The 13169-nt window shown below is 71.7% G+C and carries 14 protein-coding genes and 1 tRNA gene; 9 read left to right on the top strand and 6 right to left on the bottom strand.

Going from position 1 to position 13169, the window contains the following annotated elements; all coding sequences use genetic code 11:
* Positions 1–35: 35 nt before the first annotated feature.
* Entirely contained in the window at positions 36–1247 is a 1212-nt protein-coding gene (locus FBY22_RS45820) for a hypothetical protein (protein WP_142152274.1), read from the bottom strand.
* Positions 1248–1368: 121 nt separating this feature from the next.
* Positions 1369–1440 (bottom strand) — tRNA-Cys (locus FBY22_RS36730).
* 212 nt (positions 1441–1652) lie between these two features.
* Between FBY22_RS36730 and FBY22_RS36725 the strand changes: the two genes are divergently transcribed.
* The 4 genes from FBY22_RS36725 to FBY22_RS36710 all read left to right on the top strand — a co-directional run bounded on the left by FBY22_RS36725 (position 1653) and on the right by FBY22_RS36710 (position 6981).
* On the top strand, positions 1653–3098 hold the full coding sequence (locus FBY22_RS36725; protein ID WP_142152273.1) for an MFS transporter: 1446 nt from the start codon (positions 1653–1655) through the stop codon (positions 3096–3098).
* A 230-nt stretch (positions 3099–3328) separates the two neighbouring features.
* Complete coding sequence (locus FBY22_RS36720) at positions 3329–5134, top strand: DEAD/DEAH box helicase (protein ID WP_142152272.1); 1806 nt, start codon at positions 3329–3331, stop codon at positions 5132–5134.
* A 308-nt stretch (positions 5135–5442) separates the two neighbouring features.
* Complete coding sequence (locus FBY22_RS36715) at positions 5443–6084, top strand: IclR family transcriptional regulator (protein WP_142152271.1); 642 nt, start codon at positions 5443–5445, stop codon at positions 6082–6084.
* 105 nt (positions 6085–6189) lie between these two features.
* On the top strand, positions 6190–6981 hold the full coding sequence (locus FBY22_RS36710) for a S16 family serine protease (protein WP_142152270.1): 792 nt from the start codon (positions 6190–6192) through the stop codon (positions 6979–6981).
* An 18-nt stretch (positions 6982–6999) separates the two neighbouring features.
* On the opposite strand, the gene FBY22_RS36705 is transcribed toward FBY22_RS36710, so the two are convergent.
* The 3 genes from FBY22_RS36705 to FBY22_RS36695 all read right to left on the bottom strand — a co-directional run bounded on the left by FBY22_RS36705 (position 7000) and on the right by FBY22_RS36695 (position 8335).
* Entirely contained in the window at positions 7000–7185 is a 186-nt protein-coding gene (locus tag FBY22_RS36705) for a hypothetical protein (RefSeq protein WP_142152642.1), read from the bottom strand.
* 16 nt (positions 7186–7201) lie between these two features.
* Entirely contained in the window at positions 7202–7780 is a 579-nt protein-coding gene (locus tag FBY22_RS36700) for a transcriptional regulator (RefSeq protein ID WP_260845289.1), read from the bottom strand.
* A gap of 75 nt (positions 7781–7855) precedes the next feature.
* A complete protein-coding gene (locus tag FBY22_RS36695) occupies positions 7856–8335 on the bottom strand; it encodes an Lrp/AsnC family transcriptional regulator (RefSeq protein WP_142152268.1) in 480 nt (159 codons plus the stop codon).
* Between the two features lie 127 nt (positions 8336–8462).
* Here FBY22_RS36695 and hppD point away from each other — a divergent pair, with 127 nt between their 5' ends.
* From hppD to nthA, 5 genes are all read left to right on the top strand, one after another.
* Positions 8463–9608: a 4-hydroxyphenylpyruvate dioxygenase gene (gene hppD / locus FBY22_RS36690; protein WP_142152267.1), complete on the top strand. Its 1146-nt coding sequence runs from the start codon at positions 8463–8465 to the stop codon at positions 9606–9608.
* An 89-nt stretch (positions 9609–9697) separates the two neighbouring features.
* Complete coding sequence (locus FBY22_RS36685; protein WP_142152266.1) at positions 9698–10564, top strand: Teichoic acid biosynthesis protein C (Precursor); 867 nt, start codon at positions 9698–9700, stop codon at positions 10562–10564.
* Positions 10565–10585: 21 nt separating this feature from the next.
* Positions 10586–10870, top strand: coding sequence for an SH3-like domain-containing protein (locus FBY22_RS46120; protein WP_142152265.1), 285 nt, complete (start codon positions 10586–10588; stop codon positions 10868–10870).
* Complete coding sequence (locus tag FBY22_RS46115; RefSeq protein WP_142152264.1) at positions 10860–11150, top strand: SH3-like domain-containing protein; 291 nt, start codon at positions 10860–10862, stop codon at positions 11148–11150. Before FBY22_RS46120 ends, FBY22_RS46115 begins: the two co-directional genes overlap by 11 nt.
* Entirely contained in the window at positions 11140–11721 is a 582-nt protein-coding gene (gene nthA / locus FBY22_RS36670) for a nitrile hydratase subunit alpha (protein WP_142152263.1), read from the top strand. Before FBY22_RS46115 ends, nthA begins: the two co-directional genes overlap by 11 nt.
* Before the next feature lies 1 nt (position 11722).
* Here the strand turns inward: nthA and FBY22_RS36665 are convergent, their stop codons facing one another.
* On the bottom strand, positions 11723–13168 hold the full coding sequence (locus tag FBY22_RS36665; protein ID WP_142152262.1) for a tetratricopeptide repeat protein: 1446 nt from the start codon (positions 13166–13168) through the stop codon (positions 11723–11725).
* Between the last annotated feature and the right edge of the window lies 1 nt (position 13169).

Genomic DNA, 13169 nt, shown 5'->3' with positions numbered 1-13169 from the left:
CGGTGCCCGAACGCGGTCCGCCGAGGGCCGAGGCCTCAGGAGGCCCCGGTGCCCGCGCGGCGCCGGCGTGCGGCGAGGACGAGGAGGCCACCCAGTCCGGCCGCGGCGCCCGCGACACCGGCGACCGCCGGGACGCCGTCGGAGCCGGTGCTCGCCAGAGAGCCGGTCACCGAGCCGCCACCGGACCCGGTACCGCCGGCCGCCTGGCCCTGCGGGTCGTTGCCGTGGCCACCGCTGCCGGAACCGCCGTCCGCCGCACCGCCGGTCGTGGAACCGCCGTCCGTGGAACCGCCGGTGGAGCCGCCCGAGGTGGTGGGGTCCTCCTCGTTGTCGGTGGGGATGGCGATGTGGATCTGGGCCTTGTCGTTGGCCGGGTTCTTGTCGAAGGCCGGGTGGATGTCGTAGACCGAGGTCGCCTTCACCTCGCTGGTGGTGGTCTTCGCATCGGCGTCGATCTTCAGCATGAAGGTGTAGAGCAGCGACTGACCGACCTCGATGGTGTGGTCGGCGGGCGTGCAGACGTACACGTCCGCGCCCGGCGTCCCGCCCGGAGCGGACGGGCCGTCGATCCCGAACGGCGAACAGTCCTTGGGTACTTCGGTGGCGGTGGTGCCCGCCGGGATGTGCACCATGAGCGCGGGCTGGTCGTCGCTCTCCTGGTTGCGTATCCAGCCGGGGCCGTCGTTGCGCAGCGTCGCCGTGACCGACTGCGCGTCCCCCGCGAGGGCCTCGGTGTCGTCGCCGACGGCGACGAGGTCGGCGGTGCTGTCGGCGGTGAGGGCCAGCCGCCGGTAGCTGTCGGTGAAGCCCTCGCCCGGCGTCTCACCTGTCGTGCCGGTGCCGTACTCGACGGCCTCCATCAGGGCCTTGGGCAGCGCCTTGAACCGTACGGCGGTCTTGATGGAGGCGCCGGGCTGCACGACCTCGTCGATCTCGCACACGGCCTGCCGGACCTGGTCCTCGACGGTCGAATAGCTGCAGCCCGCGACCGGCTCCGGGAAGTCCAGCCCGCGGGTCAGCCGCACCCGGAAGCTGACGCCGTCCACGGCGGCGGTGCCCTTGTTGGTGATGACGACGTCCTGGTCGTACACCTCACCGGGCTTGGGCGAAGCCTTCGGCAGCGCCGAGACCACCAGATCGGCCCCCGCGTCCTCGGCGTGCGCCGCGGGCGCGACGCCCCCGGCGATCGCGAAGGCGGCCACGAAGGCGGCCGAGGACCGGATGTACGAGCGCAGGTGCTGGCGCACGTGGATCTCCTCGTCGAAAACAGACAGCACGACGACCGGCGGTTCGACCCCCGGTCATGTGATGGACACCCGAGGGGCACCCGGGGTTGTGCCGCTGTTGCGGAAGAGACGAACGCATCAGAGGCCGTGGCGGGAATCGAACCCGCGTAACTCGCTTTGCAGGCGAGTCCCTGAACCACTCGGGCACACGGCCGGGGTCGGGTGGGCGGTGGGGCTCGCCCGAACTCGGTGAGTCGACCGTAGGGGCGGGTCGTGGCGGGGCTCAAGGGGATCGGGGGTGGTGCAACGGGACTGCCATACGCCGTTCATGAAGCGGGCGAGGGGGCGGGCGTACGACCAAGGTCCGAGGGCCGGGGGGACCTCCGACAGGGGTGATGGGCGGCTGCGCACCTTACGCTGGCGGGCATGACCGTCCTCGAACCGCGTGACACCGCCGTCGCAGACCAGACCAAGGGCAGTGCCGAGGAGGGCGTGCTGGGGCGGGAGTACCGGGCACTCAGCGTCGGGATCGTCTCCGTCGTGCTGTTGATCGCGTTCGAGGCGACGGCCGTGGGGACGGCGATGCCGGTGGCGGCGCGGGAGCTGAACGGCGTGGGGCTGTACGCGTTCGCGTTCTCGGGGTACTTCACCACCAGCCTGTTCGGGATGGTGTTCGCCGGGCAGTGGTCGGACCGGCGGGGCCCGCTCTGGGCGCTGACCACGGGGATCGGGTGCTTCGCTGCGGGCCTGCTGCTGGCCGGGACGGCGTCCGCGATGTGGCTGTTCATCCTGGGCCGCGCCGTGCAGGGGCTGGGCGGCGGGCTCGTGATCGTCGCCCTGTACGTCGTCGTCGGGCGGGCCTACCCCGAGCGGTTGCGGCCGGCGATCATGGCGGGGTTCGCGGCCGGCTGGGTCGTACCGTCGATCGTGGGGCCGCTGGCCTCCGGCGCGGTCACCGAACACCTCGGCTGGCGCTGGGTGTTCATCGGCATCCCCGTCCTCGTCGTCTTCCCCCTCGCGCTCGCGCTGCCCCAGATACGGCGGCGCGCGGGAGGTCCGGTGGCCGCCCCCGGCGACGCCGCCACCCCCTCCGCCGACCGGCGCCGCATCCGGCTCGCGTTCGGCGTCTCGCTCGGTGCCGGACTGCTCCAGTACGCCGCCCAGGACCTGCGCCCGCTCTCCCTCCTCCCCGGCCTCGCCGGCGCCGCGCTGCTCGTGCCCGCCGTGCTCGGGCTGCTCCCGCGCGGCACCTACCGGGCGGCGCGGGGGCTGCCGTCCGTCGTGCTGCTGCGCGGTGTTTCCGCCGGGTCCTTCGTCGCCGCCGAGTCCTTCGTGCCGCTGATGCTGGTCACCGAACGGGGCCTCAGCCCGACGCTGGCCGGGTTCTCGCTCGCAGCCGGCGGCGGGACCTGGGCGCTGGGGTCGTGGCTGCAGTCCCGGGCGCGGGTGGAGCCGTACCGGGAACGGCTGATGACCGTGGGCATGCTGCTCGTGACCGCCGCGATCGCCACCGCGCCCAGTGTGCTCATCCACTCGGTTCCGGTGTGGACCGTCGCCGTCGCCTGGGCCGTCGGCTGCTTCGGCATGGGCCTGGTGATCTCGTCCACGAGCGTCCTTCTGCTCCAGCTGTCCGCCCCCGAGGAGGCCGGCGCGAACTCCGCAGCCCTCCAGATCTCCGACGGCCTGTCCAACACCGTCCTGCTGGCGGCGGGTGGCGCGGCCTTCGCGGCGCTGGGCGGGGGAGCGGTGAGCCATGCGGCGACCCAGGCGTCCGGTTCGCATCCGGCGGCCTTCGCGGCGGTGTTCCTGCCGATGGCCGGGGTGGCCCTGGTGGGGGCCTGGGTGGCCACCCGGCTGCGAGGACGGCCGTAGCAGGGGCGGTCATGGCCGGGGCGGTCGAGCCGGCTGTGACGTGGGTCCCACCCACGGGCGACCCGGCCTTGTCCGCGCGTTGACACCGGTGGCTCGCCGGTAGGGTGGCCCGGTTGTCATACGTAGCCGAGCCGCACCCGACCTCGCACACCGAGCCGCACCCCGACCTCGCACACCGAGCCGGACCCCGACCGTCGTAGACCGAGCCGCCCGACCCACCCCCGGAGATCGTGACTACCACCGCCGCCACCAGCTCCGCCTCGCACTCCCACCACCTCTCTCCCGCCTTCCCAGGCCGCGCTCCCTGGGGCACCGCCAGCAAACTGCGTGCCTGGCAGCAGGGGGCGATGGAGAAGTACGTCCAGGAGCAGCCGCGCGACTTCCTCGCCGTCGCCACACCCGGCGCGGGCAAGACGACCTTCGCGCTGACGCTCGCCTCCTGGCTGCTGCACCACCACGTCGTGCAGCAGGTGACCGTGGTCGCGCCGACCGAGCACCTGAAGAAGCAGTGGGCGGAGGCGGCCGCGCGGATAGGGATCAAGCTCGATCCCGAGTACAGCGCGGGGCCGCTCGGCAAGGACTACCACGGCGTCGCCGTCACCTACGCGGGTGTCGGCGTGCGGCCGATGCTGCACCGCAACCGGGTGGAGCAGCGCAAGACCCTTGTCATCCTCGACGAGATCCACCACGCCGGTGACTCCAAGTCGTGGGGCGAGGCCTGTCTGGAGGCCTTCGAGCCGGCCACCCGTCGCCTCGCGCTCACCGGTACGCCGTTCCGGTCCGACACCAACCCGATCCCCTTCGTCACGTACGAGGAGGGCAACGACGGCATCCGGCGGTCCGCCGCCGACTACACCTACGGCTACGGCAACGCCCTCGCCGACCACGTCGTCCGGCCGGTCATCTTCCTTTCCTACAGCGGCAACATGCGCTGGCGGACGAAGGCGGGCGACGAGATCGCCGCCCGGCTCGGCGAGCCCATGACGAAGGACGCGATCAGCCAGGCCTGGCGTACGGCCCTGGATCCGCGCGGCGAGTGGATGCCGAGCGTGCTGCGCGCCGCCGACCAGCGGCTGACCGAGGTCCGCAAGGGCATCCCGGACGCGGGCGCCCTGGTCATCGCCTCCGACCAGGACTCAGCGCGCGCCTACGCCAAGCTGATCCGCGAGATCACCGGCAACAAGGCCACCCTCGTCCTGTCCGACGACGCCGGCGCGTCCAAGCGCATCGACGACTTCAGCAACAGCGACGACCGCTGGATGGTCGCCGTACGCATGGTCTCCGAGGGCGTCGACGTGCCCCGGCTGGCGGTCGGCGTGTACGCCACCACGATCTCCACCCCGCTCTTCTTCGCCCAGGCCGTCGGCCGCTTCGTACGGTCCAGGCGCCGCGGCGAGACGGCCTCCGTGTTCCTGCCGACCGTCCCCGACCTGCTCACCTTCGCCAACGAGATGGAGGTCGAGCGGGACCACGCCCTCGACAAGCCGAAGAAGGAGGGCGAGGAGGACCCGTACGCCGAGTCCGAGAAGGAGATGGAGGAGGCGAACAAGGAGCAGGACGAGGACACCGGCGAGCAGGAGCAGTTCGCCTTCGAGGCGCTGGAGTCCGAGGCGGTCTTCGACCGGGTGCTCTACGACGGTGCCGAGTTCGGCATGCAGGCCCACCCCGGCAGCGAGGAGGAGCAGGACTACCTCGGCATCCCGGGGCTGCTGGAGCCCGACCAGGTGCAGTTGCTGCTGCAGAAGCGGCAGGCCCGGCAGATCGCGCACAGCCGCAAGAAGCCGGACTCGGAGGCCGACCTGCTGGAGCTGCCGGCCGAGCGGCGGCCCGTCGTCTCGCACAAGGAGATGATGGAGCTGCGCAAGCAGCTGAACACCATGGTCAGCGCCTACGTCCACCAGAGCGGCAAACCGCACGGCGTCATCCACACCGAGCTGCGCCGGGTGTGCGGCGGGCCGCCGAGCGCGGAGGCGACGGCGGGACAGCTCAGGCAGCGGATCGCCAAGGTGCAGGAGTGGGCCACGCGGATGCGGTGACGACACCGCCCCCGACCACCGGTGCCCGTGAGGCCAGTGCGCGTATCGGGACAAACAGAGGTACTCCCTCTCGCCCCGTGCCCGGATTCTGGACGGAGGCTTCCGCTCAGCGAACCCCCTTCGCTACTGTCCCGCTACGCACACGCCCCGTGGCAGCGCCGCCGCGGAGCGCAGCCGTGAAGCGACGCGGCCCGGTACAGGCCGGGTCGCCGGCCGATCGGCGGCCTCTGTTGCGCGTCGCCGACGGGACTCGGTGACGCACTGCCGCTCGGAGGTCGCCGACCTCACCACTTGGAGGAGTGGGCGTCGTGACCGCGGAGACCTCTCAGACGCTCGACCGGGGACTACGGGTCCTCAAGCTGCTGGCCGACACGGACCATGGGCTGACCGTCACCGAGCTATCCACCAAACTGGGCGTGAACCGGACCGTGGTGTACCGGTTGCTCGCCACCCTTGAGCAACACGCCCTCGTACGCCGTGACCTGGGCGGACGTGCCCGCGTCGGGCTGGGTGTGCTGAGGCTGGGACGGCAGGTGCATCCGCTGGTCCGGGAGGCCGCCCTGCCGGCCCTGCGCTCGCTCGCCGAGGACATAGGGGCGACCGCCCATCTGACGCTGGTGGACGGGGCGGACGCGCTGGCGGTCGCCGTCGTCGAGCCCTCCTGGACCGACTATCACGTGGCGTACCGAGCGGGCTTCCGGCATCCGCTGGACCGGGGGGCCGCCGGCAAGGCGATCCTGGCCGCGCGGGCCAAGCCGACGGCGGAGTGCGGATACACCCTCACGCACGGCGAGCTGGAGGCGGGCGCCAGCGGCGCCGCGGCGCCGTTGCTCGGGGTCACCGGGGTCGAGGGGAGCGTCGGGGTGGTGATGCTGGCCGACGCGGTGCCCGAGCGGGTGGGGCCGCGGGTGGTGGACGCGGCACGGGAGGTCGCCGAAGCCCTGCAGTGAGCGCGTGCGCGGGGCCGCCGAGGGTGGGGTGACGCCTGCCCGCGGACCCTTGAGCACCAGTGGCCCGGAGCAGGCTGAAAGGGTTCTTCGCGTTAGATTGATCCCGTGCTCTCTCGCCTCACACGCCCCCAGGCCCTCGCCGTCTGCGCGCTGCCCGCCGTGGCGTTGATCGCCACGGCGGTTTTCGCGCCGCTGCCGTTCTCGCTGGCGCAGCCCGGTATGACCGCGAACGTGCTCGGGGAGAACAAGGGCACCCCGGTGATCACCATCTCGGGCGCGAAGAGCCGTACGACCAGCGGGCAGTTGCGGATGACGACGATCGAGGCGACCAATCCGGACACGCGGGTCTCGCTCGGCGACGTGCTCTCCGCGTGGTTCGCCACGGACCGGGCCGTCATGCCGCGCGACGCCGTCTACCCCAGCGGACAGTCCACCAAGGAGATCGAGCAGCACAACAGCGCGCAGATGAAGGAGTCCCAGGACGCCGCGACCGAGGCCGCGCTGGACTACCTCCATCTGACCGGCAAGGACGTCAAGGTCACGCTGAAGCTCGCCGACGTGGGCGGGCCCAGTGCCGGGCTGCTGTTCACGCTGGGCATCATCGACAAGCTCGACGGCAACGGCGGCGGCGGCGACCTCACGGGCGGCCGCACCGTCGCCGGTACGGGGACCATCGACGCCGACGGCAAGGTCGGAGCCGTGGGCGGCGTCGCGCTGAAGACGCAGGCCGCCCGGCGGGACGGGGCGACGGTGTTCCTGGTCCCCAGGGCCGAGTGCTCCGACGCCCGGTCCGAACTGCCGGAGGGGCTGCGGCTGATCCCGGTGACGACGCTGAAGAGCGCCGTGGAGTCGCTGGTGGCGCTGGAGAGCGGGAAGGGCTCCGTCGCCGCCTGCTGAGCCCTGGTCGGCCGAGTTCTAGGCGTTCATCAGCGCCGGCCTCGGTGTGGCGAGGCGCAGGCCCACCTCCACGAGCGTCCAGCCCAGGCGGGCACGGAGATCGCGGGGGCGTACGGCCTCGGCGGCGAGGCGGTGGGCGGCGGCCTCGGCGTGGAGTTCGGCGGCGCGGGTGTGGTGCGCGGCGAGGTGGGATTCGGGGGGCAGCATCGGGGCCGGCCTCTCAGTCGGTCATCGGGAAGGCGTGCGTGTGGATGCGTACCTGGGCCGCGGTGTCGTCCTCGACGGCCAGGTCGCGGTAGGAGTCGACGAGCGCGTGCATCTTCTCGATCAGCTCACGGGTGAGCTCCGGCGTCAGCCGTAGCGTCGCGCTGCTCATGTCCCAGACGCGGTTCCACTCCTCGGGCCATGAACCTCGGTCGCCCAGCCAGGTGGACAGGTTCCTGACCTGGCTCATCGCGATCTCGTGGAGGTAGAGGTCGGCGGCCCCGCGGACGGCCGGGTCGGTGTCCGTGAGCAGGGAGTCGTCGAAGCTGAAGCCCTTGTGGACCGCCTTCCACCAGCGTTCGCGTCCCTTGCCGCGCTCGGGGGCGTCCTCGACGAAGCCGTGGGCGGCGAGCTGGCGCAGGTGGTAGCTGGTGGCACCGCTGGACTCGCCCAGTTTCTCGGCGAGTTGGGACGCGGTGGCGGGGCCGCCGAAGCGCAGGGCGTCCAGCAGCTGCATGCGCAGGGGGTGCGCGAGCCCGCGCAGGGAGCGGGCGTCGAGATGGCGGACCTCCGGGGTCCGGGGCGGCTCTGTCACGCATACAAAGGTAGCGTTGCAAAGAGACCTTTGCAACGTCTTCTTTGTATGGTCGGCATCGCCATTCCCAAGGGGCTACGTGCCCTCGGCATCCCGCGCCGCCTGCTCCACCAGCGGGATGATCCGCAGCGGAACGGGGTTCTCCATCACGATCGCGGTGGCCGCCCGGACGATGCCGTCGATGGCGACGACCCGGTCGATGACCCGCTGCAGATCCGCGTTGGACCTCGCCACCAGCCGGCACAGCATGTCCCCGCTGCCGGTGGTGGTGTGCAGCTCCAGCACCTCCGGTACGGACGCCAGGTGTGCCCGCACGTCGGCGCCCTGGCCCTGGCGGATCTGGAGGGTGGCGAACGCCGTGACCGGATATCCGAGGGCCGCCGGATCGACCTGGGGCCCGAAGCCCCGGATGACGCCGTTCGACTGGAGCCGGTCCAGCCGCGCCTGCGCCGTCCCGCGCGCCACCCCCAGCCGCCGGGACATCTCCAGCACCCCGATCCGCGGCTCCAGCGCCAGCAGGACGAGGATCCGGCCGTCGAGCTGATCGATCGCCACAGCAGCCTCCCGAGTGCGATGGTCATCCTGTACAGAAATGCCGCGTCCGCGGCCGTTGCGCTGAACAGATTGTCCAGTGGATACGCAAACTATTGCGCACCTTGCCGCTCCGCATCAGGCTGCCGCTATGACCCAGACCACACACCACACTCCCGACACCGCCCGGCAGGCCGACCCCTTCCCGGTCAAGGGAATGGACGCGGTCGTCTTCGCCGTGGGCAACGCGAAGCAGGCGGCGCACTACTACTCCACCGCCTTCGGCATGCGGCTGGTCGCCTACTCGGGACCCGAGAACGGCAGCCGCGAGACCGCGAGCTACGTGCTCGAGAACGGCTCCGCCCGCTTCGTGTTCACCTCGGTCATCAAGCCCGCCACCACCTGGGGCCACTTCCTCGGCCGGCACGTGGCCGAGCACGGCGACGGCGTGATCGACCTCGCCATCGAGGTCCCGGACGCCCGCGCCGCGTACGCCTACGCGCTGGAGCACGGCGCGAAGAGCGTCGCCGAGCCGTACGAGCTGAAGGACGACAACGGCACGGTCGTCCTCGCCGCGATCGCCACCTACGGCGAGACCCGCCACACCCTGGTCGAGCGCACCGGCTACGACGGCCCCTACCTCCCGGGATTCGTCGCCGCCAACCCGATGGTCGAGCCGCCGGCCCAGCGCACCTTCCAGGCCATCGACCACTGCGTCGGCAACGTCGAACTCGGCCGCATGAACGAGTGGGTGGAGTTCTACAACAAGGTCATGGGCTTCACGAACATGAAGGAGTTCGTGGGCGACGACATCGCCACCGAGTACAGCGCGCTGATGTCGAAGGTGGTGGCCGACGGCACGCTCAAGGTCAAGTTCCCGATCAACGAGCCCGCCATCGCCAAGAAGAAGTCCCAGATCGACGAGTACCTGGAGTTCTACGGCGGCGCGGGCGTCCAGCACATCGCGCTGAACACCAACGACATCGTCCAGACGGTGCGCACGATGCGGGCGGCCGGCGTGGAGTTCCTCAACACCCCGGACTCCTACTACGACACCCTCGGCGAGTGGGTCGGCGACACCCGGGTGCCGATCGAGACCCTGCGCGAGCTGAAGATCCTCGCCGACCGCGACGAGGACGGCTACCTGCTGCAGATCTTCACCAAGCCGGTCCAGGACAAGCCGACCGTCTTCTTCGAACTCATCGAGCGGCACGGCTCGATGGGCTTCGGCAAGGGCAACTTCAAGGCCCTCTTCGAGGCGATCGAGCGGGAGCAGGCCAAGCGCGGAAACCTGTGAGCCGAAAGCCTTGCGACCGGTGAACGCCGGTTGACACCCTCAAGTCCTGCGGGTGCCGAGGGGGCGCCCACAGGACTGGGGAACTCTCCGTGACCTCTGCGATCAACCTCGCGGTGCCGTCGGTTCGTTGGCTGTGGCAGAAGGCCACGCTCAGGGAGCCGACGGTGCTGCAGTCGTTCGCCTTCGACGAGCCGAACAAGCACCTGTACGTGCTCCAGGTCACCGCCACCGGCCACGCGGCCGGCGACCTGTGCCTCAACAAGCTGGACTACAAGGGCAAGCGGCTCGGCCACATGTACCTCAAGGGCTTCGGTCACGGCGTCAGCATGGGCATCCAGCGCGACGCCGAGGACGGCTCCACCTGGATCTGGACCGAGGCCGCCGCCGTCCACGGCTACGGGCAGGGCGTCACCCGCTTCCACTTCGCCGACGGCGCCACCCGCACCGCCGCGAACGTCAAGATCCGCAAGCCGATCGCGGGCTCCACGAACAACCAGCCGTCGGTCTGCCAGGACTCGGGCCGCATCGCCGTCCGCTACCGCGACCACGCGAACAGGCCCCGCTACCGCGTCTGGGACCTCGACGCCTTCACGGCCCGCGACTACGACAACCCGGTCGCCGACTTCGCCCAGGTCGGCGCCCACCCCGACCCCAAGATCCCGTTCCAGGGTTACGCCCTGTTCCGCGACGCCGTCTACCAGCTCGCGGGCACCGCCTACAACGCCACCACCAACCCGGCCGCGGGCCGAGGCAACTCCTACGTCTCCAGCATCTCCGTCACCACCGGCAAGCTGCTCCAGCAACAGCGCACCCAGGCCGGCTACAACCTCACCTACCGCGAGCCGGAGGGCGTCGCGGTGCGCGCGGGCTCCGACCCGAAGGTGTACCTCGGCTTCGCCTCGGGGGAGATCGGAGCGCGCCGCTTCTCGATCTTCGTCAAGGAGGACAGCGACTGAACAGCGTCGTAGCCTGTCCGCATGGCCAGGATCAACGACGTGGGCGGGACGCAGGGCTTCGGTGCGGTCGACATCACCGACGACGCCGAACCCTTCCACGCGGACTGGGAGGCCCGGGTCGTCGGGCTGCTCAACGCCCTGCGCGAGCAAGGGCTGTTCAACACCAACGAGTTCCGGAACGCGATCGAGTCCATGCCGCCGACGGAGTATCTGTCGACGTCGTACTACGCGCGCTGGTTCGAGGCGATCCGCATCCTGCTCGAACGCAAGGGCGTGCTGAAGCCGGGTGAGCTCGATGCCCGCTGACCGCTTCCCGCCCGGCACCCGCGTCCGCACCTTCCACCACGACCCGCCCCATCACACCCGCCTGCCGCGCTACGCCCGCGGCAAGCGGGGCGTCGTGATCGAACCGGAGGGACCGGCGGAACTGGCCGACGTCAGCGCGCAGGGCCGCGGGGACGCGCCCGTGGAGCAGGTCTACGCGGTCCGGTTCGCGGCCCGCGACCTGTGGGGCGAGGGCGACCACCACGTCGTACTGGATCTGTGGGAAAGCTATCTGGAAGAGGATCACGGGCATGAGCGGTGACCACTCCGACGCGACGATCGCCCGTCGGGTACGACGCCTGGAGACCCTGCTGGAGGAGAAGGGTGTCCTCTCCGGCGCCCGGCTCGACGAGATCATCGACGCGACCCTGTCCGGGGCGACACCGGCGAACGGGGCACGCGTCGTCGCGCGGGCCTGGCTGGACGAGGAGTTCAGGTCCCGCCTGCTGGCGGACGGCACGTCCGCGGTCCGTGAACTCGGCTTCATGGAGGGCTCGTACCAGCGCCTGAGGGTCGTCGAGAACACCGCGACGACCCACAACGTCATCGTCTGCACCCTCTGCTCCTGCTATCCGCTGCGCCTGCTCGGCCCGTCCCCCAGCTGGTACAAGTCGGAGGCCTACCGCTCCCGGGTGGTCCGTGAACCACGGGCGGTCCTGGCGGAGTTCGGCCTGGAACTGCCGGCCGCCACGGAGATCACCGTGTGGGACTCCAGCGCCGAGACCCGCTACATGGTGCTGCCGCGCCGGCCCGAGGGCACGCAGGACCTGGGCGAGGAGCAGCTGGCCGCGCTGGTGACCCGCAACGCCCTCATCGGCACCGCCGCCGTGTGACTCAATCCTCCTCGTCCTGAGGCTCCTTGCTCTCCCCGGCGCCCGGCACCGGCACGTCCGGCGGCTCGCCCAGCGCCGCCAACGCCTGCCTCGCCGAGGGGACTTGCAGTACGGAGAAGTACGGGTTGACGCGCAGCGCCTCCCGCAGATGCCGCCGCGCCGGCCCGTACTGCTCCAAGTCCCGCTCGATCACACCCCGGTGGTACGCGTACAGGGCGCTGCGCACCCCGCCCCCGTGCACCGGGTCCGTCGCCGCCGTCGCGAACCGCAGCGCCTCCTTGTCCTGCCCGGCCCGGTGCAGCGCCCAGCCCAGCGCGTCGGCCACCTCGATGCCGGGCTGCTTGCGCCACTCGGCGCGCAACAGGTCCACGGCGGCCCGCGCGTCCCCGTGGTCGGCCTCCAGCCGCCCGAGCACCAGCGTCTCGTCGACCCCCGCCTCGGCCACCTCGCGCACCCGCGCCCGCACGGCGTCGTACTCCACCCGGGCCGCCTGACCCAGCCCGATCGACTCGTACAACTCGCCCAGTTCCAGGGCGTACTGGGGACACGGCTGCTTGGCGAGGGCCACCCGGTAGGCGTTCAGCGCCTCCGTCGTCCGCCCCAGCGCGGCCAGTGCCCGCCCCTGCCCCGCCTGCGCCGCCCGCTGGTCGGGATCGATGCGCACCGCCTCCTGGAAACGCCGCAGCGCGTCCTCAAGGTCCCCGCGCTCCCAGGACAGCTGCCCGGCCCGCTCCAGCCACGCCGCCCGCTCGGCGGGCGACGACGCCCCCGCCGCCGCGTCGGACAGCTGGGCCGCCGCGTCCTCGCGCCAGCCCCGGTCGCGGTAGACGGCCGCCGCCCGCGCCCGCACGGCGGGCCCGCTGTGCAGCTCCAGCAGTCGGTCCAGGGTCCGCTCGACCGCCTTGTGGTCACCGAGCCCGGTGTAGGCGTCGAGCAGCGGCGGATACGTCGTCCACCGCTTCGGCTCCACTTTCAGCGCCGTCTCGCCCCAGGACCGCGCGGCCGGGAAGTCGCGGCGCGCGTTCGCCAGCGCCGCCATCCCGTCCAGCGCCGCGACCCGCACGTCCTTCCGTGTCCCCGCGACCCGCAGCGAGGTCCGCAGCGCCCGCTCGGCCCGCGGATAGTTCGCCGGGTCCGCGGTACGCCGCCCCTGCTCCACGTACGCCGCCCCCAGCACCGCCCAGGCCCGCGCGTCCCCCGGATGCCCCCGCACCCACGCCTCCCGCTCCCCGATCAGCGTCCCCAGTTCCGGCAATCCGGCCGGCGCCCCCGCGACGACGGCCGACAGCGCCTGCGCGCCCGCCGCCGGAGCAACGACGGGCCTGGTCACGGGCCGTTCCCAGGGCCACAGCGCCACCACCGCGCCGAGCACCAGGGACCCGGCGAGAGCGGCGAGCAGCCCCCGCCCGCCGGTCCGCGGACGCCGTTCCTCCTGCTCCTTCTCCATG

It is taken from the genome of Streptomyces sp. SLBN-31 (assembly GCF_006715395.1).
Lineage (GTDB): Bacteria > Actinomycetota > Actinomycetes > Streptomycetales > Streptomycetaceae > Streptomyces.
This window is presented reverse-complemented; position numbering and strand designations above follow the sequence as displayed.

Excerpts from the sequence above, each read along its gene's own strand:
- FBY22_RS46120 (WP_142152265.1), top strand. The coding sequence starts at position 10,586 with ATGGCCAGGATCAACGACGTGGGCGGGACGCAGGGCTTCGGTGCGGTC.
- FBY22_RS36725 (WP_142152273.1), top strand. The coding sequence starts at position 1,653 with ATGACCGTCCTCGAACCGCGTGACACCGCCGTCGCAGACCAGACCAAG.
- FBY22_RS46115 (WP_142152264.1), top strand. The coding sequence starts at position 10,860 with ATGCCCGCTGACCGCTTCCCGCCCGGCACCCGCGTCCGCACCTTCCAC.
- nthA (WP_142152263.1), top strand. The coding sequence starts at position 11,140 with ATGAGCGGTGACCACTCCGACGCGACGATCGCCCGTCGGGTACGACGC.
- hppD (WP_142152267.1), top strand. The coding sequence starts at position 8,463 with ATGACCCAGACCACACACCACACTCCCGACACCGCCCGGCAGGCCGAC.
- FBY22_RS36665 (WP_142152262.1), bottom strand. The coding sequence starts at position 13,168 with ATGGAGAAGGAGCAGGAGGAACGGCGTCCGCGGACCGGCGGGCGGGGG.